Source organism: Paenibacillus sp. T2-29 (assembly GCF_052921365.1).
Genome location: NZ_JBREVE010000004.1, coordinates 89,084 through 110,246, shown reverse-complemented (window position 1 = coordinate 110,246; position 21,163 = coordinate 89,084). Strand labels below are relative to the sequence as shown.

Genomic DNA, 21,163 nt, shown 5'->3' with positions numbered 1-21,163 from the left:
ATGACGCGATTGGATACGGTAAAAATATTAGTTGGATACAGACAGCACGGCACGGGCTGCTTGAGCCGCCTGTACCATTTGCCGCAATGCGGCAACAGATTCCTCCTTGGTACGGGTTTTCAGCCCACAGTCTGGATTAACCCAGAACAAATCTGATGGTAGTACGCGCAAGGCACGCTGAATCATGCTTAGCATTTCTGATACATCAGGAATGCGCGGACTGTGGATATCGTATACACCCAGACCGATGCCTTTGTCGTAAACCTGATCCTCAAAGCTAACAATCAGTTCTCCGTGGCTACGAGAGGTTTCAATAGAAATCACGTCGGCATCCATGTCTGAAATGGACTGGATCATATCCTGGAATTCGGAATAGCACATGTGTGTATGGATTTGGGTCGCAGGCTGAGCGGTGGCCGTGGTCACAAGGAAGGCTTGAACTGCCCAATCCAGATAGGCCTGCTGTTGTTCTTTTTTCAACGGAAGCCCTTCACGAATTGCGGGTTCATCCACCTGAATCATGCTAATACCCGCTTGTTCGAGTGCCTCTACCTCTGCCCGTAATGCCAGAGCTAACTGCAAAGCTACTTGCCTGCGTGGAATATCATTACGTTCAAAGGACCAGTTCAAAATGGTCACAGGGCCTGTAAGCATCCCTTTAACTGGCTTGGAGGTTAACGACTGAGCAAATGCCGTCTCTTCCACGGTCATAGGTTGATCGAACGACACATCTCCGTAAATGATCGGCGGTTTAACACAGCGGGAGCCGTAGGACTGCACCCACCCGTTTTGTGTAAAAGCAAAGCCTTTCAGCTTTTCGCCAAAAAATTCAACCATGTCGGTCCGTTCAAATTCCCCATGTACAAGCACATCTATGCCAATGTCCTCTTGGATATCAATCCATTCCTTGATCTGCTGTTGGATGAATGTCCGATATTGCTCGGCAGACCATTCTCCTTTGCGATAGTGCAGACGGGCCTTGCGGACCTCAGCAGTTTGCGGGAAGCTGCCGATGGTCGTCGTAGGTAGTGGGGGCAACTTCAGCCTATTTTGCTGAATCACCCGGCGCTCGGCGAAAGGAACGCTGCGTGACAGTGGCTCTTTTGTCAGCAGGTCGGCCAAATCGGCAGCTGTCTGTACCCTTGCCGTGGAGCGGTTGAAGCGGGCTACCGCATCCGAACTTTGCTCAAGCTTGGCAAGTGCGGATGGATCGTGCTTACCAAGTGCAGCCGTCAAGACTGCGATTTCATCCAGCTTTTCATCGGCAAAGGCTAGTGCATGCACCAGTTCTCGGTCCAGCTTATGCTCTGCGTCCAGACTGACCGGCACATGCAGCAGACTGCACGATGGCTGTACGATAAGCTGTGCGGCAGTGGTCTGTTCTGCTAATTGGTCCAACAGTGCAGCCACGGCATTCAGGTCGCTGCGCCAGATATTGCGTCCGTCAATGACACCAGCACCCAGCGTTTTCCCTTTAGGGAAGCCATGCTGGCATATATGCTGAAGATTTTCGCCATCATCGTATACAAAATCAAGACCCAGTCCCTGTACCGGAAGTTCAGTCAGACGCTCATAATGGTCCAGGCTGCCAAAGTAGGTTTGCAGCATGATGTTCAACGAGGGTGCAGCTTGGGTCAAAGCTTCATAGACCTCCTGAATAATCTCCAGATCCTCTGCCGGGAATGAGGTGGTCAGGACAGGTTCATCGATTTGGACCCATTGAACGCCTTCTGCTGCTAGCTCTGACAAGACTCGGGCGTATAAAGGCTGGAAGGTTCGTATAATAGAAGCGAGATCCTTACGATCATAGCCTTTGGATAAAACAACAAATGAATAGGGACCGATGAGAACCGGTTTACCTTCAATGCCTAGCTCCTGCTTTGCTTCACGATAAGCTAGTAATGGTTTGTTTTCAGTGAGCACCGGAGCCGCGTTCGCCAATTCGGGAACGATGTAGTGGTAATTGGTATTCATCCATTTGGTCATTTCACTGGCAGTAGCTCCCTTCTGCCCACGTGCGATCCCGAAATACACAGATAGAGGAACTGGACCTGTAAAACGATAGTTGAAGCGTTCGGGGACGAGACCAAACATCACGGATGTATCCAGCACGTGATCGTAATAGGAGAAGTCTCCGACAGGAATGCGATCAATCCCTTTGTCACGTTGCTTGCTCAGATGCTCCAGACGCAATCTTTTCATCTCACTATGCAGTTCGCTTTCGTCAATACTACCCTGCCAGAAGCGCTCCAGTGCTTTCTTCCATTCCCGGTTCCCACCAATACGCGGATAACCCAGATTACTGCTAATCAAACCCGACAATGCAGATCGTTCGTTAATGGACATGTAGGTTTCCTCCTAACTGGTAGCCAGTTTATTTTTACGTACCAAAAAAGGCATTCTGTCCCCAAGGCTAAAAATGAGTAGGGGAAAGAATGCCTCCGCGATTAAAATTCAAAAATACGGCGACTGCTCTTAACACCTCCCTATCTTCCGTAGGTACTGCGATGTTGTTAAAATAGGCAGGTCTCCTGACTTGCGGATCATGACGTTCAGCATCCCTTCCCGGTCTTTGGACCAGTGGGTGTATGAGTAGCTGAACATTCCCCGTTTACAGTGGCGGGACCGTCCCGGATTTGCACCGGCTTCCCTTTTAAGTCTGATCTGAATAGAACAGACACCTATTTCCAGGCTATGCGATTAAGGTATGACGAATAATTATGCACTCGTATACTTGTTCACCATCATAAGTGAAACTCACAGGATGTGCAATAGAAACAGTAATAGAAACTGGAGTGGAATCTGTTAGTTATATGCAAAAAAGACAATCCCAACCCATCGTGGGGGACTTGTCTTTTGTATAGCATCTTGCTAAGTAGAACATCGCCTTTAAGTCAATGAAACGGTGTAACCTGCTCGAGTACTGGCTTTGACATCTACCAGGCGCTGATTACGGCTGCCCCGAAAGGGGAGGGTCAGATCTTTTTGCTGTTCAACAAAACGGCCATCTACAATCACGTCACACAAAAGAGCTAGCTCCTGTCGTTCCGGATCCATGAGCAGATCCTCGTAAACAAAGCCTGTATAGGCCCATACGGTTCGGTCGGGACAAGCCGCGCGGAAGTCACGTACAAATTGCGAGCATTCTGCTGCTGAGAAAAAAGGGTCTCCCCCGCAGAGAGTCAGTCCGTCCAACAGCGGGTTATCCATGATATCACGGATAACCTCCTGTTGACGCTCAGGCGTGAATGGCTCCCCTGCGCGGAAGTTCCACGAAGCTGGATTAAAACAGCCGGGACAGGCATGGCGACAACCGCTAATGAATACGACGGTGCGCAGGCCGTATCCTTCATTCAGAGATTCCGGAATATAGCCGCACAAATTCACTTATGCTTCACCCGGTCGCGAACTTCGGCTTGCTTGGCAGCATTAAAACGAACGGTATAATCTCCTGTCAGATATCCGGTTACCCGACGTAAACGCTGAAAGTGCGTGTGCTCCTCATCTGTGCCGCATTGAGGACAGCTTGTCCCGATAATTCCTTCATAGCCGCATTCCGTACAACGATCTACCGGATGGTTGATGGAAAAGTAGCCGATGTTCTGTTGAAGTGCGTACTGAACAATTTTAAGAAATGCATCCGGGTTATTCCGTGCATTACCGTCCAGCTCAATGTATGAAATTGCACCCGCATTACATAGATTATGGAACGGAGCCTCCAAGCTGATTTTACGTGCAGCGGGAAGCTTGTAATACACCGGAATATGAAAGGAATTCGTGTAATATTCCCGGTCATTTACTTCAGGAATAACTCCGAAGTCACGTTGATCCAGCAATGTGAACTTGCCCGACAGACCTTCGGCAGGCGTCGCGAACAGTGTAATATTTAGATTGTAGTGCTCACTCATTCGATCACAATACATGCGCATGGAAGTGATGATTCGCTGTGCTTCACGGTATACAACATCATCTTCCCCGTGGTGTTTTCCATATAATGCTTTCATGCACTCAGCCAGCCCGATAAAACCAATCGAAAGTGTACCGTGCTTGAGGACGTTTCCCACCTTCTCATCAGGTGCCAGTTCTTTTCCGCCTTCCCATACCCCTTCGCGCATCATAAAGTCCGAGGCTTTGGCTGGCTGGCTGGTCTGGATATGATAGCGATGGATTAGACCGTCTACTGCAATTCGCATAACCTCTTCCAATCTCGCGTCAAAGCGATCACGGTCAGGTGTCAGACGCTTACCTGTGCAAATACCATATTCAATCCCGAGCCGTACCAGATTAATGGTATTAAATGAGAGATTGCCCTTGCCGCTCTGACGATTTCTGCCGAAACGGTCAGAAATGGTGCGGGTACGGCACCCCATCGTGGCAATGATGGTATCCGGGTCATCTGCGCGGTAATAGGGTAGGTTGAAGGTAGCATCCACATTCACAAAATTGGGATACATCCGCTTGCTGGAGCACTCTACCGCCTTTAAGAACAAGTCGTAGTTGATATCGCCCTCTGCCTGGTTGACTCCTTTTTTACATTGGAAAATATGTTGTGGAAAAATAGGAGTTTCCCCGCTGCCGAGTCCGCGAATTGTGGCTTCCAGCAGTGATTGCGAAACAAGCCGACCTTCAGCAGACGTACACATCCCGTAATTTAGTGAAGTGAACGGAATTTGCCCCCCTGCCCGGCTGCTCATCGTGTTCAGGTTATGAATGAGCGATTCAGCGGCCTGCCGGGTTTCTGTCTCCGTCTCTTCGCGTGCGAATGAGTATGAACGAGGACAGGTTTCTTGCAAATGGGTGTTGGCTAGATGCAGTTCTTCGTCAGACCAACGGGAGTCTAGCTCTTCCTCGAACAGCCGGAGTCCTTTGCGCAGATGCTTGCGGAAGGAACGAGCAACGTATGGAGCAAGGTCCCAATCTATTTTATTGGCAGAGACACCACCAAATTGGCTATTTTGTTGAGACTGAAATATGATGGCGACCAGTGCCATCGCAGACATAATTGTTTGTGGTGTGCGTACAGAGCCATTGCCTGTATTGAAACCGTCTTGTAGCAAACGACCAAATGGGATAAAGATACAATTTGTAGTTCCGAGCGCATATTGGTCCAAATCGTGAACATATACATACCCGTGGTCAATGGCGTCTGTCAATTCAGGCGGAAGTACACGCAAGCGCGCATACCATTTGGCATATTCCGAGCCAAGCTTGCTCATTTTGCCACTGAACGATTCTCCATTTAAATTTGCATTCTCCCGCAGCATGTCCAGATCTTGTGCCCCAATGACTCGCTCGCCGATGTCGTATAATTGATGTTCCTCCAGCACCTTCATCGTAAAACCCTCCATATAGTAAAAAATATATATTTTTCACAAAAACAACATATTGATGATATCTAGTGATAACCAATTGTTTCGATCTATATATTGTATATACGTAGACATGGAGAGTATGTGACTATTGTCACATTGATGGGAGCAGGAAGCACAAAAAGGCCAGGTATAGAATAAGAGACACATCCACAGATATGCGCCTTACTCTATACCTGGCCATCGCAGTTGCAACGAAATAAGTAGGTTTGCAAGTACATCGTATATGATACTGGGAAATAAACTTTTAGAAGGTTTAGAGCAGCTTTTTCAGTTGGGACACACGGCCTTGGGAAATATCGAGCATTTCTGCATACACTTTTTGTGGCAGGTTCGGATGTTCCTGAATCAGCTTGCGGAGCTTTTTTACCATTTCACCTTGCTGTACTCTGGATTGCTTGGGCTGCCAGGTTGTGTTGGCTTGGATCGGTTTGGTGCGTTCTTGAGCCTGGATGGCATCATTGCTTGTGGCATGTACATGTTCATCGTTCTTTAATAACTGAATGCAATCAGCGCAAATAAAGCTGTCCCGAAAATAAGTTAGATGATCCACTGCGCCGCAAAATTTGCAGGAGACACCCGTGTATTTCCTTAATACAAATCCTTCTTCATCTACGAAGAATTCAAGCGAATCACCGATATTGATATCCATTGTGGTGCGCATTTCCTTTGGGAGTACGATTCGCCCCAACTGGTCCAGAGGCCGTGTCATTCCGGTATTTTTCATCAGCGCTTCCTCCTTCAATGATATATCCTGATTATACCAAAAAATATCATTTTTAGCTTTATATATGAAAGGGAAAATGTAACTTTTTTTCTCGTATGCCGCAGTCTAACCTTCATCCAATTTAGGATGATTTCGGTATTGTTGCCGGTGTACTCCTTTTTCGCTATGATATATTAAAACGCTTTCGTGAGAGGACTTTTTATCATCTTAATGAAGCTAAGGAGATGACGGATTTGAGTCATGAAACAACGGGTATCGAATATTTATTTCAAGATCCGAAGATTCACCTGGACGAGCGTGTACGGGATCTCGTGTCGCGACTAACCTTAGAGGAAAAGATCGAATCTATGCTGCAATACCAGCCGGCCATTGACCGTTTGGGAGTTGCAGCTTACAAGCACGGTACGGAAGCGGCACACGGGATCGCCTGGTTGGGGGAGGCAACTTCATTTCCTCAGCCTGTGGGATTGGCCTGTACTTGGGATACGGAGTTAATGCGGCAGATCGGCTCTGTTATTGCAGATGAGGCGCGTGCCTACTATCGTCGTGACCCAAAATTGAACGGTCTGACCCTGTGGGCACCTACAGTGGATATGGAGCGTGACCCAAGATGGGGACGTAACGAGGAAGCCTACGGCGAAGACCCGTATTTGACGGGAGAATTGTCGAAGGAGTTAGTCAAGGGGATACAGGGTGATCATCCGGTATACTTGAAAGCGGTTGCGACACTGAAACATTTTCTCGGTAACAATAATGAAGTGGACCGGGGAGTCGGCTCCTCCAGCATAGACCCCCGAAACCTGCGGGAATATTATCTAAGAGCTTTCGAGAAGCCTTTTACGGAAGGCGGAGCCCAGTCGATGATGACTTCCTACAACTTGATTAACGGAACGCCTGCTACGTTGTACCATGGTGTTAACGATATTGTCAGAGGCGAATGGGGAATGGACGGCTTTGTCGTAAGTGATGCGGGTGATGTTATGGGGATTGTAAACGACCATCAATATTACGATTCCCATACGCCGGGCGTGGCTGAATCTATTCGCGCAGGAATTGACAGCATTACGGATGATGCGGAGCTCTCCAAGCAGGCAATTCGAGAAGCTTTGGAGCAAGGATTGCTACAAGAAGAAGACTTGGATCGGGCATTGTCCCATACGTTCCGTGTTCGTTTTCGTTTGGGGGAATTTGATCCGGCGGCAGACAATCCCTATGCCTCCATCGGCGAGGAGGCTTTAATGACAGAACAAGCCCGTGAATTGTCGTTGCGTGCGGCGAGGGAGCAGATCGTACTGCTCAAAAATGAGCAAGAACTTCTGCCATTAAACCCTACCCAGTGCGGCAAAGTAGCGGTCATTGGTTCGCATGGCAATGAGGTGTTTCGCGACTGGTATTCCGGTACGCTGCCTTACCGGATTACCCCGCTGGAGGCGATTCGTGCCAAGCTGGAAAGCGGGAGCGCGGAAGAACGTGTCGTGTACTCCGATGCCAAAGATCGTGTGACCTTGACGGCGGCGACTGATGGCGCGAAGCTCACAGTTAATTCTTCAGGCGATATGCGCCTGTCCCAGAATGGAGAGCCAACGGTATTGACCATAACAGATTGGGGCTATGGTAGCGTGACGCTGCATGATGAACATCTGGGTACCTATGTGACGAGCGACGAGGAGACGCTTCGCGTGACAGCTGATGAAGCGTATGGCTGGTATGTTAAAGAGGTCTTTGGACTGACTCCTGTGGAACAAGGAGAGCATCTGTGGACCACATGGAACGGTAAGCCAGTGATCGCAGGAACTGAGGGCTTATTAAAGGTGATGAAATCCGCAAGTCCTGCACCTAACGCCTCAGACTTCAACGATAAGACTTTCCGTATAGAGACGGTATCGGATGGCTTAGCGGAAGCGATAGCCGCTGCGCAAGCGGCAGATACAGCGATTGTATTCGTTGGAAATCACCCGCTTATTAACGGAAAGGAAGAGAATGATCGCCCAGGCTTGGAACTGGCTGCTTCCCAGCAACAAATTATCGAGGAGGTATATCGTGTCAATCCGAATACGATTGTGGTTCTGACGGGCAGTTATCCATTTGCGATTCCTTGGCTTCAAGAACATATTCCAGCGATCGTATACACGTCTCATGCGGGACAAGAGTATGGTACAGCCATAGCGGATGTATTGTTTGGAGATTATGCACCGGCAGGGCGTCTGAACATGACCTGGGTTCAGAGCGAGGATCAATTGGGTGATATCAAGGATTATGATATCATTCGCAGCGGTCGTACCTATCAATATTTTGAAGGTGAACCGTTATATCCATTTGGACACGGGCTAACGTATTCGCCATTTGAATATAGTGATCTGCGTACAGACGCCCATAAGGATAATGTTAAATCTATGGCTACACTTGACGCCGCGGATACTCTCCAGGTGTGGGTAGATGTGACGAACCGGGGCGAATCTGCTGGCGAAGAGGTTGTACAGCTATATGTACGCTCTGGAGCCTCGCGTGTAAAGCGACCATTGAAGACATTGTGCGGATTTCAACGCATTCGCTTGGAGCCAGGTGAGACGCGAACAATTACTTTTACGGTTCGAGTGAAAGATTGGGCGATTTGGGATGTCACGCGGGATGGCTATTGCGTGGAATCAGGTGAATATACCCTGCTGGCAGGCGCCTCCTCAGCAGATATTCGATTGGAGCATCCTGTGTACGTTCGGGGTGAAGTTATTCCACCACGACAAGCTGGACCTAGGATTCGAGCTGAAAATTTTGATGATTGCTTCGACATCCTGCTGGATGAAAGCAAGGAGCAAAAGGAGGCCTGTGTACGTCCCCGTTCACCGCAACGTTCCGGTTGGATCGCCTTTCATGGCGTAGACATGAATACCGTGAGTGTGGTCGAGCTCCAGTGCCGCGTGTCAGGCAACAGCAGTGATGCAGCAATCGAGTTGCATTTGGATGCGCCGGACAGCCCTGCTGTGGCACGCATCAACGTGGGCAATACAGGAGGGGCACAAGCATGGGTGACACTCTCGGAAAAGGTACAATCAGCGTCCGGCATCCGTGATGTATATCTGTCGCTCAGTGGGGAAGTGCGACTGGGTCATTTTACTTTGGGAGCTAGGGATCCAGAGGGTTCCGGCTTTCAGGCTTGAACTTACATCTGACATCACGTACAATGCATTCATCGAAGTTTCTACAGCTTAGGGGTGTCATCTCATTTGAATAGTGAAAAAAGACTACGCACCGCAACGCCCAAATGGCTTGGAATTGCGGTAAAGGCGCTTGTCTATTTGGAAAAACACGGGGAGCTTTGTGCCAGCGGTTCTATTGCCCGCTCCATTGATTGCGAAGTTACTTTGGTGCGCAGAGTGCTGACGCGGCTTGTGCAGGCAGATTTGATTGCAGCACGTGAAGGGCGCGAGGGAGGCTATGTGCTTACCCGTTCGGCGGATCATATTACACTTGCTGATATATACCACGCCATTGAAATATGTGATCCCATATTCCCGGGTATGATGCATGAACCAGAGACGAACCCTTTTTGCGGGGAGTTGGCGATAGCCGTATCTGAGATTTTAGCTGAGAGTGAACGTCGTATGCTGGAGGTATGGGAATCTCATACGCTTGCTTCGCTCGCCAAGCGTACATCGCTTGTGGTAGGGAATTGCAATCATACTGAAGATAAGGATGCCAAGTCATCTTTCCAAAGGGAGTAACATCTTTTCATTTAAAAGGATAATAGCCGATACGATCCTCAAGAGAGGGTTGTATCGGCTATTTCTGTGTAAGGGTCATGCCTCAAATTATATTTCATATGAGCAAACCCGGTTACGTCCTGCTTTTTTAGCTTCGTATAGTGCTTTGTCTGCCTGTTCCAGCAGGGCTGCTCCAGATATATCTTCTCCTGTACCAGGGAAGGTGGTCACGCCGATGGACACGGTGACTTTAAGAACAAGCCCGTCCGCTAAAATAAACTCGTGCTGATTTACTCCACTAAGAATCTGATTAGCTATGCGTAGTGCTTGCCGAAAAGCACAATTCGGCAAAAGTACGGTGAATTCTTCTCCCCCGCTGCGGGTGACTACATCATTAGTACGGCACTTTTCCATTAAAATCTGCCCAAGCTGGCGCAGCACTGCATCTCCTGCCGCATGCCCATAGGTGTCATTGACTTCCTTGAAGTGATCAATATCCAACACCAGTACAGATAAGTGCTCATGACGTTGACGAGCTTGAGGGAGCTGCTCTTCCAATGAGAACTCAAGCTGTCTTCTATTGCTTAAATTAGTGAGATGGTCTGTGTAGGAGGTACGCTCCAGTCGAAGTAACAGCTCATTGGATGTGTTGATAGATTCAGCAATGAGGTACAGAAGACATCCGCCGACCATCGAAATGAAGAATTGGAGCGGATACACGTGCAGAACATCATCGAGATTTTTCAAATTAATCATAAGGGGACAGAATATAATGCCCAAAGCAAAAACATTCATAATCATCAGCTTGGGTAAACGTGACCAGGACAAATGTGACAGTACAGTACACCCCAGACCGGCAAGCAGCATAAAAACGGCGCCTACGATAGCTTGATTGTTGATACCAAACAGCAAAAGTCTGCCTAGACATATAAAAAGCGTTGCCATGAGCGCAGCCGGGCCACCGATATAAGTTGCGGTAGCTACGATAGCCAGATGACGAAGATCAGCAATGGTATTAAATCCTACTGGAATAGAGTAGTACATGATAACAATGCCATAGCAACCGAAAAGAGCGCCTCCGATCCAATGCACCTTATGCGTTAAGGTGTGTAGACGGATTTTATACCTTTGTGAAATAAGGCCGGTTATGTACAAAAAGGTGACAAGGATACAGGTATTTACAAAAAACGTACTGAACAAGATGATAACCCTCCCGAGAGGCATATTCCTTCATTTTATCAAAAAGAACTGACATTAGGCTTAAAAAAGAAAAATTTATTAAAATTTATTACGTTAGGTTGACTTATAATGTTTCGATCATGTGCTTGGTGCATAACTGGGAATAGATTGAGCATACTCCAAAGATACATTAATTAGGAAATAGGTAGTGTTTACTGCTGCCATTTTGGAGATGAGGTTTGCTCATGATTCGCTATCCCTATCGCAAACATAATAGAAAATCGGGTGTGGATAAGAATAATGGAAATTCTCCGCGCTATTTAAAAATCGAGAATTGCTTGGAAACCAACCTGCAGCAAATTAAGAAATTGACATCAGATAGTCCGGATTTTCTGATTCGCCGCTTTAAAGTGGGGATTAGAGAGGATGTTCCCGCCGCTATTGTATTTCTGGATAGTATGGCCAAAACGGATACGGTGAATGAACTCATTATGAGATCCATGCTTAGCCGTCCATCTGCTGAAGTGGCTGTTGAGGCGGAGAGTCCAGAAGCGTTATACGCAAGAATACAGAGTCATGCGCTCGCACTGGGAGAAGTGAAGGACTGCGATGATTGGAGTTCCATGATGGAACAATTACTAATGGGGGACACGATCATCCTATTGGAAGGCTGCGAAAAAGCCATCGCGTGCGGCACACGTGGGGGAGAGACACGCGCAGTCAGCGAGCCAACAACGCAGACAGTCGTCAGAGGACCGAAAGAGGGATTTGTAGAATCCCTGTTCACGAATATTTCTCTGGTCCGGCGACGGATTAAAAGCTCCGATCTTACACTGGAGATGTTCCAAGTGGGAAGCACGTCCCTCACAAATGTGGCCATGCTGTACATGAAGAATATTGCAAATCCACGCATCGTAGATGAGGTTCGTAAACGGGTAGAAAGCATCAATATTGACGCTGTATTTGAGTCCGGCATGGTTGAGGAGATGATACAAGAAAATCATTTCACACCATTCCCAACGATCTTTAACACGGAAAGACCCGACACCATCAGCAGCAATATTATGGAGGGCCGAGTGGCGCTCATTGTAGACGGGACTCCATTTGTACTGGTGATGCCTACAGTATTTGCCCAATTTTTCCAGAATTCTTCGGATTATGAAGAACGTTACGACATGGCGACTGTTGTTCGGCTCATTAGATATATCAGCTTCATTATTCTTATTCTGGGGCCTTCTCTCTACATTGCCTTAACAACATATCATTATGAAATGATACCGACTCCACTGCTGATCAGCATATTGGCTCAGCGGGAGTCTGTTCCTTTTCCTGCATTTCTAGAGGCGTTTATTTTGGAGATTACCTTTGAAATTTTGCGTGAGGCAGGTATTCGAATGCCGCGTGCAGGTGGTCAAACGGTATCCGTTATAGGTGCGCTTGTATTGGGTCAAGCGGCCGTGGAAGCCGGGATTGTCACCCCGCTACTCACAATTGTAGTAGCCCTGACGGGAATAGCCAGCTTCGCAATCCCAGCCTATAACATGGCAGTGGCCGGGAGATTGTGCCGGTTTATTTTCATGATACTGTCTGCGTTTATGGGGCTCTACGGTATTACATTGGGGTTGATTGCGTTGATCGCTCATATGAACAGCCTGAGTTCCTTCGGGGTGCCCTACATGGCGCCTTTCAGTCCTTTTGTGCTAGAGAGCCAAAAGGATGCCGTATTGCGACTCCCATTCTGGATGATGAAGAAACGTCCTAAAAGCATTACGTCTAAAAATCAGAAACGAATGAAGGATGGAAGCGGGATTTCCTCTTCTGATAAAACCACACCGATGCAGGAGGGGGGCAATCAGGGTGTATCAGGGGAAGAGGAATGAACAAAGTGCAGTAACCTTTAAGGGAAGAATAGGGAGACTGTGTTTAGTCCTGTTACTGTTCGCTCCATTGTTATCCGGTTGCTGGGATTCTGTGGAGTTAAACCAGAGAGCAGTAGTAGCGGGGATAGGAATTGATATGGTGGGGGAGTCAGAATATGAGGTCTCCCTGCAAGTGATCGTGGCAGATGAAATCGCTGGAGCCAAAGCGAGAGGAGATACTCCTGTCGTTTTGTATCGGGAAAAGGGCAGAAGTCTGTTTCAAGCGATCCGCAAGGCTTCACAAAGGGTTCCACGGGTCATTTCTTTGGCGCATACCAAACTGGTCGTTATTGGTGAAAAGCTGGCGCGGGCTGGAATCGGCGATACGATGGATTTTCTGGAAAGGTCTACAGAAATCCGACTACCGGTGAAAATGCTGGTGGTACGTGGTAATACTGGGAAGGATGTACTGGCAATCATGACCGCGATCGGCCGTATTCCTGCCAATGATATTTCAGGAAAGCTGGAAACATCGGAGCGTTTGTATGCCGGGGATTACGCGGTGACTATCGACGATGTCATTCGCAGCCTGTCTCATAAGGGTGGCGGTCCTGTGCTGACGGGCATAGGGGTCAATGGGAATTTGGAGCAGGCCCCAAGCAAGAGCAATGTGGACAACATTTTACCGAAAGCTATTGTTCACATTAACGGAATGGGGGTGTTCAAAAAGGATCGGCTTGTCCGCTGGTTGGACGATGACCGGGCCATTGGACTGTCTATGATCAACAACAAGGTGAAAAGTGCCCAAACAACACTGAGCTGCGGGAAGAATAGGGAAACCATTGACATCGAAACCTTGTTTTCTGCAACCAATATACACACTCGGATGGAGCAAGGAGAGCCTATTTTTGTGATTAACTTAAAACAGACCGGGGCAATACAGGAGGCCGAGTGCTCGATTAACTTACAAAGTCCGGAGGCGATGAAAAGATTGCAGGAGCAATGGACAGAGGAGACGAAAAAAATGATCACTTCAACAGTCAGGGAGGTTCAGCGTACCCGCAGCGATGTAATAGGCTTTGGCCTTGCGCTGGAGAGGAGCTATCCCAAACAATGGAAAAGACTCTCTTCTGATTGGAGCCATTATTTTGCGGAAAGCACCGTTCGTGTTCAAGTGACTTCTGTACTGAAACACACTCAGTCGCGGACTAACCCATATTCCAAGGGAGAATCAGACTAGTGAAAATAGAACAAGGAGGGAAGGCCATGAAAAAAAAGGTGCAGATAGGTGCAAAAGAGATGATCTCTCTTATGGTGTTGTTTGAGATGGGCACATCCATGATGTCTATTCCCGGAAGGAATGCGGGCAAGGATGCATGGATCGCCATCCTCATTTCCACGGTTTTGGGGGCAATGCTTTTTGTATGCTATGGCAGCCTTCACCGACGCTTTCCCAACTTGCTAATGACACAGTACTGCAGAACCCTTTTGGGGAAGAAAGCAGGGAGTACGCTTGCTTTTTTATATATCGTGTTTTTTCTTTACGGCGGAGCACGGGATCTTCGGGACACGGGGATCTTGATTGCCGACCGGACACTTCAGCATACGCCGTTGACAGTCATCTGTGGTTTAATGGTTGTACTTGTCATGTATGTGGTGTATTTGGGAATCGAGGTTGCAGGCCGGACGGCCATCATCATGTTGATTTTGCTACTGCTGCTGGGCCTTGCTACGAATATATTAATTTTGTTGGCAGGCATTGTAGATATGGGCAATATATTGCCCATAGCCGAGCATGGCTGGCAGCCGATATGGCAAGTTGTTTATTCGCAAGCCGTGATGCTACCGTACGGCGAGATGGTTACGTTTGCGATGATTCTCCCTACATTAAAAAAGGAATACCGTGCCAATGGGATAGGGATTTCCGCTATATTGCTGGGAGGGCTGCTCCTGTCTATTATAACACTGTCCAATGTGCTTGCACTGGGAGAGGATGTGTTCAAACGGGCGACTTACCCGCTACTCACGATGATCAGTAAGGTCGAAATATCTGATTTTATCGACAGAGTCGATGTCATCGGCGTGATGAGCGTTATTATTTTTGATTTTTTTAAAATTTTGATTTTCTATTATGCCGCGGTTAAAGCCGCAGAGGATGTATTGAGAATACCTTACCATAAACTGATCCTGCCATTTGGTCTGATCATGTTAGTCTCTTGTGTATTGATGGCACTGAACTATCAAGATCACCTTCAAACAGGCGAGTTAGTGCTGAAATGGCTGTTTCCGATATTTGCCGTGTTTTTTCCTATCTTGCTGCTAATCGTGTCGTGGCTGAGAAAGACCTGGAATAAAAAAAGAGGGTAAAATATCTCATGAGTCATCATCTTGCCGACAAGAAAACATCGGTATCGGTCAAATGCTCATTTTGATGTTCCATTTTATTCTGGGAAATGCGGTCGTAAGGGTGCCTTGTTCTTTCATTCATTATTTGTTTGCGTTATCCCTTGTTTGTTCTTTCTGCTGGCTCTCTTGCGAAGAAGCAGAGGAAGGAGTAGAAACTTTGAGGAAACGTGACCATTGCGAGAACAGGAAGCGAAATGTGTTTCCTATTGGCTTTTTGCCCACATTTATAAAGAACACTATCAGCATTCCTGCCAGAACGACATATTCCGATGGTCGCATCGTGCGAAAAGCCAATGAAATAGGCTCCCAAGGATGACGGGCACCGAAAAGCCATTTTATCGATATACTTGTTCCGAGCATGAGCAGCATGAAAAGCGTGAATATCCACAGTATCTTCATAAACTATCCCTCCGATTGTAAATAGGCTAAGCATGTACTCCATGTATACATTGTGTTGCAAAGCGGCACAATTTATCCGATCTCATTGACTTGAAATAAATTAAGATTTATACTTATTCTAAATTAATTTTTATTGTGATTATAAGTTTATAATAAATATAATCTGCGTTGATTAAGGGAGATGCGGTATGAGAACTCTAAATTTAACTTCGCAGCGCCAAGCGGTATATGATGTGGTTCGTGAGGCCCACGATCATCCTACTGCTGCCGATGTTATGAATCGGTTGATGGAGCGCGGATATAATCTGGCCTATGGAACGGTCTATAATTCATTACGTTATTTAACGGATAAGGAATTAATCCGTGAGCTGAAACTAGGAGAAGCTGCTAGTCGTTATGACGGTCGAATGGACGATCATCAGCATATTATTTGTCAGGTATGCGGCCGAGTAGATGAAGTGATGAGTGAAGTCCCACACGATTGGATTGATACGGTTGCGCATGAAACGGGATATACCATTGCCCATGCCCATGTCGTATTCGGAGGAGTGTGTAAGGAATGTCAAAGCAAGCGAATCAAGTAACGAATCGTATTAAAGTGGCTGACATGCCTAGACGCGTGAAGGGCAGTTGGACATCGATGTTGTCTGCCCCGTCTACACCTGCGGTGCAGACGGTTCCTTCTAATGAACCTTTGTATTGTCCGACCACACGTCGCATCATTCTGATCAGTTCCGTGCCGGGTGTAGTCCACGGTGTGGTGCGTACGTTGTCAGATGCGTGTTTTGACGTGATGGTCTTCCATCGCTGGGAGCCTGAAGTGCAGCGTCATTTGGGGAGCGACCTCTTGATTTACGATTTGACCGCCACCGATCCACGGCGTGAATTGCTGAATATCCGCAATGACCTTGAACATGAATACATGAAAGATACACCAGTTATGTATGTAGTTCAGGATCGGAAGTCTGTACGTGCGCATGAGCTGCTTCCTTCGGAAGAGGTGCTGGTATGGCCACTGGCATCCAACCAAATGGTGCATGACATCGAGCGGATGATTGTGCGTCATCCGGTGATTTCCCGCCAGGTAGCGCAGACCAGCCGTCGTACGGTGTTCAAGGACATCTGGATTGATCGTGATAAAATGTTGGTATATAAGGAAGAGAATCCATTGAATCTGACCAAAACGGAATACGATTTGCTGCTGAAGCTGATAGATTCTCAAGGAAAAGTGATCTCGCGCGAGCAAATGATGCATGATATCTGGGAAACTGATTTTGTTGGCGGCAGCAATGTTGTGGATGTGCATGTCAAAAGTTTGCGTAAGAAGCTGGACGATCGACCTGCGGAGCCTGAATATATCGCTACCGTAAGAGGTGTAGGATACAGATTGGCAGACTAAACGGAAGGTTATGAATATCGATGAATTTCCGCCGGATGAAGACCATTCGGCGGTTTGTATATACGAACCCTAAAGTTGACACTAGGTGTGACAGTTGACTTTATCAGGATACATACACTACAATCGGTAGTGTGAGGTGCTTCTTATGAAACGACTGAATTTTAAAGCTGGCGAAACCGGACTTAACCGATTTTTTGGGCCTCTGGAAGCCAAAATCATGGATATTTTATGGTCCACTCCGGATCGGAGTATCAAAGAAGTGCAGACCGCATTGGAGGGGGATCGGGACTTTAACTTCAATACGGTAATGACCGTGATGAATCGTTTAGTGGAAAAGGGGATTTTGAGCAAAAGTATACGCGGGAGAACGTCCTTATACCGTCCTGTCTTAAGCAGAGAAGAGTTTATGGATGAGCAATCCAAAGAGCTGAGTCACGAACTGGTGGATGAATTTGGCCCGCTTGCTGTCAATCATATGATTGATGCTCTGGAAGTAGCTGATCCGATTTTGATCGAACGTTTGGAACAAAAAATTAAACAATGGAAAAAGGATATGTAGACGATGTGGAAAACACGTTCTAAATTACTGTTTACAGCAGGCGCCTTGATTTCGGGTTTTGCCCTTATGCAGATGGGGATGTACGCCGGGCAGCATGTTTTCGGCTGGAAATTGAATTTTAACGTGTTTCAAATTTGCAGAAGTTTGTTGCAGCACTACGGAATCGGCTACATGGTGGATGCGCTCAGCGGACTGGTTTTTGTAACCTTCGGTATCGCCGGAGGAGAAGCAGTCAGACAGTGCATGGCTACCAGGGCGGCTTTCCGCAGACTGCACCGAATGCGCGACCTGCCGTTGACCGAAGCACTGGGTGAGCGATATCGTGAACTCGGGACTGATCGGATTTGGGTCATTGATTATGCCAAGCCTGCTGCCTTCACCATGGGGTTATGGAAGCCGCGTATTGTATTGTCCTCTGCACTATTGTCCTTACTGGACAAGCATGAGGAAGAAGCGGTTATATATCATGAAGCATATCATATGAAACATTATGATCCATTGAAGACCTGGTTCCTGCAAATGTGCGCTACACAGCTGTTTTACTTGCCGGTGCTACGTCATATTACCAACCATTACAAGACGGCCCGTGAAATCTTGGCGGACAACGAGGCGATCCAGCGAGCCGGTTCACCGGTTGGGATTGGGAGCGCATTGCTCAAGCTTCTGAGTATGACACCTGCTAATGCCCGTCTGGTAAACTCCGCCGCTTGTTCCTCTTTTGCAGAAACGTCCATTAATTATCGTATCTCACGCATTCTAGACCCTCAACAAAAGCCGATCATTCAGATGCCTTGGCGTTCGATTATGTTTTCAGGCTATGTACTCGTCATGCTCACGCTTATGTTTGCCTTGGCGTTAATCTAGTTTGGCAAGATGTATCATAAAAGGTGGCGCCTTGTGCGCTACCGATTCTTGATACGCACAACACTACATTTTGTAGTGTTGATTATCTAATCTGTATACAACCTAAAAGGAGATGAGCTTATGAATCAAACGCTTGCGAATATTGGATTGTTATTGGTGCGAATTTTTACAGGAGTTATTTTTATTGTTCACGGTGCACAGAAGTTTCAGGGACTAGACGGAACCTCCGGCTTCTTCCAAAGCATCGGACTTCCTGGCTGGATGGCCCCTGTGGTCGCTACGGTTGAGCTGGTTGGAGGCATTGCACTGGTTCTGGGTATTGGAACACGACTGGCTGGAGCAGCATTGACCATCGTGATGACCGGTGTATTGCTCACTGCTAAAAAAGGACAGCCTTTTGGCTCGATTGAATTTGATCTCCTGATTTTGTTTACCAGTCTTCAGCAAGCCCTTGTCGGTGGACGCTTTCTGGCGGTTGATCAGTTGTTTGGCCGTAAAAAGGCTGAAAATAGTAACGTACAGGTCTAAATATTCATATAACCGCGTCCTTAGTCTCATAGGGCGCGGTTTTTGTTTTGCTCCTTTGTGAAATTTTCTTGTAAATCATTTGCTGCTTTCAACCGATATAACTAACATTGAATGTAATACAAATATATCGCTTTTTAAGCAAAGGGGAAGAAAGATACATGGGAACAAGGCGAAAGAGAAAGACAATTTGGACACTCAGGAACAAGTTAATTTTAGGTTTTTTGCTTGTTTTGCTGATTCCGAGTTTAAGTATTTCCATTGCAACCTATAAATCATCATATAATGCTATGGAAAAACAGCTTTATAGCAGTGCAAATCAGGGGGTAACGACAGCTAACTCCGTTATTGAATATGCAATCGCCAGTAAAATTGAAGATGTGGGATATTTGGCGGAACGCCTCGACGGTTCGATGATTGATGGGCCAAACAGTCCCTTGATTCAGCCCAAGCTGATCCAGTACATAGGCTTACACGAAGATGCGAAGGATATTTTCGTGGGAACACCGAAGGGGCTGATGATCCGTGGAGTGCCCAAAAAGGACGAAGGAACATTTGACCCTCGCACACGACCATGGTACATCGAAGCGATGAAGCAACCGGGCAAGGTAGTGATCACCCCTGTTATCATCAATTCATCAGGCATTCCTGTAGTCATCGTATCTCGGACGCTTTCCGACCAGTCTGGCGTGATCGGGGTCTCTCTGAATCTGGAAAGTGTACGTAAACTGGCCTCCATTAAAGTGGGCCAGGAGGGGTATATCGTCATTCTGGATCACACGAAGAAATTCGTAGTCCATCCTACGGCTAAAGCGGGTTCATTACCTCAGGATAATTCTCTTGATAGGCTGTACACTGCGCCGAGCGGGAACTTTAACTATATGTATGAAGGTCAGGAAAAATATTTGACCTATGTAACGAATGAGGATACCGGCTGGAAAATTGCGGGTACCTTCTATCGATCCGAGATTAGCGAGGCCACCGCTGCCATGCGTTATGTAACCATTATTGTGCTGGCTGCCTCGTTGGTGATTGCGCTTATTGCGATTTTCCTGATTACCCGTTCTGTTCTGGTTCCGATTCGTAAGTTGCAAAAATCAGCAGAACGAATCAGTGAAGGAGATTTGACGGGCGATTTGGAAACGGGAAAAACAGATGAGGTAGGCGAACTATCTGCTCATTTTCAAACCATGGTGGATAGTTTGCGTACGATGATTCGAAGCGTACGCGAAACAACTGATCGGGTAAGTTCTTCAGCGGAGGAGCTGGCTGCGGGTGCAGATCAGACGACCCAAGCCATTGAGCATGTTACTATTGCTATTCAGGAAGTAGCTGTAGGCAGCGAACGTCAGCTGCAAAGCGTCAAGCATGGCTCTGTGAGTATGGAGGGACTGGCTCAGCAAGCAGCGGATGTATCTGAGCGCATGGTGGGTGTATCTGAACATGTGAAGATGAATGCCGAGTCGGCACAGGAAGGCAGCAAGGCTGCTACGCAGGCTGTACAGAAAATGCATGATATCGACGAGACTGTTCATGATCTTGGACACGCTATGGACTCCCTGAGTGAGCGTTCAGGTGAAATCGTGAATATTATCAGTGTTATATCTGGTATCGCCAAACAGACCAATCTGTTGGCACTGAATGCATCTATTGAGGCGGCACGGGCTGGGGACCATGGTAAAGGATTTGCTGTGGTTGCTACAGAGGTACGCAAGCTGGCTGAAGAATCCGCCAAATCAGCTACCTTGATCTCGGAGCGCATTGAAGCGATGCAGGTGGATATGAACCATGCTTTAGGCGCGATGCAACAAGCACGGGTACGGGTGACGGAAGGTATTGATTCGGTAACCACATCGGAGCATTCCTTTGCGGAAATCAGTCAGGCTGTTGAACGCGCGATGGGGCATATCCATGAAATTACCGGAGTGACTCAGGAAATGGCACGGGGGACTGTAGGTGTCGTGGATATTATGAGCGATATTTCCCATATTTCGGACGAGGCGGCGAGCAACACCGAGTCGATCTCAGCAGCGGCTGAGCAACAGCTTGCTTCCATCGAGGAAATTGCTTCATCCACAGCAGACCTCAGTCAAATGGCAGAGGAACTGCGCGAACTGGTTGGACGTTTCCAGATTGAAGAGAAATCATAAATGGTAAAAAGCGCCCGGATAACGGAGGT

The 21,163-nt window shown here is 47.4% G+C and carries 17 protein-coding genes and 1 riboswitch; of the genes, 11 read left to right on the top strand and 6 right to left on the bottom strand.

Annotated elements, in window-relative coordinates:
• Positions 1 to 27: 27 nt before the first annotated feature.
• The 4 genes from metE to ACU1JV_RS13235 form a co-directional block, all read right to left on the bottom strand.
• Complete coding sequence (gene metE, locus ACU1JV_RS13250) at positions 28 to 2,346, bottom strand: 5-methyltetrahydropteroyltriglutamate--homocysteine S-methyltransferase (RefSeq protein ID WP_413987147.1); 2,319 nt, start codon at positions 2,344 to 2,346, stop codon at positions 28 to 30.
• A gap of 158 nt (positions 2,347 to 2,504) precedes the next feature.
• Positions 2,505 to 2,700: riboswitch (cobalamin riboswitch) on the bottom strand.
• Positions 2,701 to 2,889: 189 nt separating this feature from the next.
• Complete coding sequence (gene nrdG, locus ACU1JV_RS13245; protein WP_090737846.1) at positions 2,890 to 3,387, bottom strand: anaerobic ribonucleoside-triphosphate reductase activating protein; 498 nt, start codon at positions 3,385 to 3,387, stop codon at positions 2,890 to 2,892.
• Entirely contained in the window at positions 3,384 to 5,333 is a 1,950-nt protein-coding gene (locus tag ACU1JV_RS13240; protein WP_413987146.1) for an anaerobic ribonucleoside triphosphate reductase, read from the bottom strand. The genes nrdG and ACU1JV_RS13240 overlap by 4 nt, the downstream gene beginning before the upstream one ends.
• Before the next feature lie 292 nt (positions 5,334 to 5,625).
• Positions 5,626 to 6,096 carry an AbrB/MazE/SpoVT family DNA-binding domain-containing protein gene (locus ACU1JV_RS13235; RefSeq protein WP_013373551.1) on the bottom strand — a complete coding sequence of 157 codons (471 nt, stop codon included), beginning with the start codon at positions 6,094 to 6,096 and terminating at the stop codon, positions 5,626 to 5,628.
• Positions 6,097 to 6,329: 233 nt separating this feature from the next.
• Between ACU1JV_RS13235 and ACU1JV_RS13230 the strand changes: the two genes are divergently transcribed.
• Both ACU1JV_RS13230 and ACU1JV_RS13225 read left to right on the top strand, forming a co-directional pair.
• Entirely contained in the window at positions 6,330 to 9,251 is a 2,922-nt protein-coding gene (locus tag ACU1JV_RS13230; protein ID WP_413987145.1) for a glycoside hydrolase family 3 C-terminal domain-containing protein, read from the top strand.
• Between the two features lie 66 nt (positions 9,252 to 9,317).
• Entirely contained in the window at positions 9,318 to 9,815 is a 498-nt protein-coding gene (locus tag ACU1JV_RS13225) for an Rrf2 family transcriptional regulator (RefSeq protein WP_413987144.1), read from the top strand.
• 87 nt (positions 9,816 to 9,902) lie between these two features.
• Here ACU1JV_RS13225 and ACU1JV_RS13220 read toward each other — a convergent pair whose 3' ends face one another.
• The gene (locus ACU1JV_RS13220; protein WP_413987143.1) at positions 9,903 to 10,994 is read right to left on the bottom strand and encodes a diguanylate cyclase; all 1,092 of its coding nucleotides are present in this window, start codon (positions 10,992 to 10,994) and stop codon (positions 9,903 to 9,905) included.
• A gap of 224 nt (positions 10,995 to 11,218) precedes the next feature.
• On the opposite strand from ACU1JV_RS13220, the gene ACU1JV_RS13215 reads away from it, so the two are divergent.
• From ACU1JV_RS13215 to ACU1JV_RS13205, 3 genes are read left to right on the top strand one after another with little or no spacing between them, the layout of a single operon-like run.
• Positions 11,219 to 12,853, top strand: coding sequence for a spore germination protein (locus ACU1JV_RS13215; protein WP_330706272.1), 1,635 nt, complete (start codon positions 11,219 to 11,221; stop codon positions 12,851 to 12,853).
• Positions 12,831 to 14,072, top strand: a complete 1,242-nt coding sequence (locus ACU1JV_RS13210; protein WP_413987142.1) for a Ger(x)C family spore germination protein — start codon at positions 12,831 to 12,833, stop codon at positions 14,070 to 14,072. Before ACU1JV_RS13215 ends, ACU1JV_RS13210 begins: the two co-directional genes overlap by 23 nt.
• 26 nt (positions 14,073 to 14,098) lie before the next feature.
• On the top strand, positions 14,099 to 15,199 hold the full coding sequence (locus ACU1JV_RS13205; protein ID WP_413987141.1) for a GerAB/ArcD/ProY family transporter: 1,101 nt from the start codon (positions 14,099 to 14,101) through the stop codon (positions 15,197 to 15,199).
• Positions 15,200 to 15,319: 120 nt separating this feature from the next.
• Here the strand turns inward: ACU1JV_RS13205 and ACU1JV_RS13200 are convergent, their stop codons facing one another.
• Positions 15,320 to 15,637 (bottom strand): hypothetical protein, encoded by a 318-nt coding sequence (locus ACU1JV_RS13200; RefSeq protein ID WP_043921433.1) that lies wholly within the window; start codon positions 15,635 to 15,637, stop codon positions 15,320 to 15,322.
• 188 nt (positions 15,638 to 15,825) lie between these two features.
• On the opposite strand from ACU1JV_RS13200, the gene ACU1JV_RS13195 reads away from it, so the two are divergent.
• The 6 genes from ACU1JV_RS13195 to ACU1JV_RS13170 all read left to right on the top strand — a co-directional run bounded on the left by ACU1JV_RS13195 (position 15,826) and on the right by ACU1JV_RS13170 (position 21,134).
• Positions 15,826 to 16,221: a Fur family transcriptional regulator gene (locus tag ACU1JV_RS13195; RefSeq protein ID WP_013373543.1), complete on the top strand. Its 396-nt coding sequence runs from the start codon at positions 15,826 to 15,828 to the stop codon at positions 16,219 to 16,221.
• Positions 16,197 to 17,036 carry a winged helix-turn-helix domain-containing protein gene (locus ACU1JV_RS13190; protein ID WP_413987140.1) on the top strand — a complete coding sequence of 280 codons (840 nt, stop codon included), beginning with the start codon at positions 16,197 to 16,199 and terminating at the stop codon, positions 17,034 to 17,036. Before ACU1JV_RS13195 ends, ACU1JV_RS13190 begins: the two co-directional genes overlap by 25 nt.
• Before the next feature lie 145 nt (positions 17,037 to 17,181).
• Positions 17,182 to 17,595, top strand: a complete 414-nt coding sequence (locus tag ACU1JV_RS13185) for a BlaI/MecI/CopY family transcriptional regulator (RefSeq protein WP_413987139.1) — start codon at positions 17,182 to 17,184, stop codon at positions 17,593 to 17,595.
• Positions 17,596 to 17,598: 3 nt separating this feature from the next.
• Positions 17,599 to 18,459 (top strand): M56 family metallopeptidase, encoded by an 861-nt coding sequence (locus ACU1JV_RS13180; protein ID WP_413987138.1) that lies wholly within the window; start codon positions 17,599 to 17,601, stop codon positions 18,457 to 18,459.
• 120 nt (positions 18,460 to 18,579) lie between these two features.
• Positions 18,580 to 18,987: a DoxX family protein gene (locus tag ACU1JV_RS13175; protein ID WP_413987137.1), complete on the top strand. Its 408-nt coding sequence runs from the start codon at positions 18,580 to 18,582 to the stop codon at positions 18,985 to 18,987.
• A gap of 158 nt (positions 18,988 to 19,145) precedes the next feature.
• Positions 19,146 to 21,134 carry a methyl-accepting chemotaxis protein gene (locus tag ACU1JV_RS13170; RefSeq protein ID WP_413987136.1) on the top strand — a complete coding sequence of 663 codons (1,989 nt, stop codon included), beginning with the start codon at positions 19,146 to 19,148 and terminating at the stop codon, positions 21,132 to 21,134.
• Positions 21,135 to 21,163: the final 29 nt, after the last annotated feature.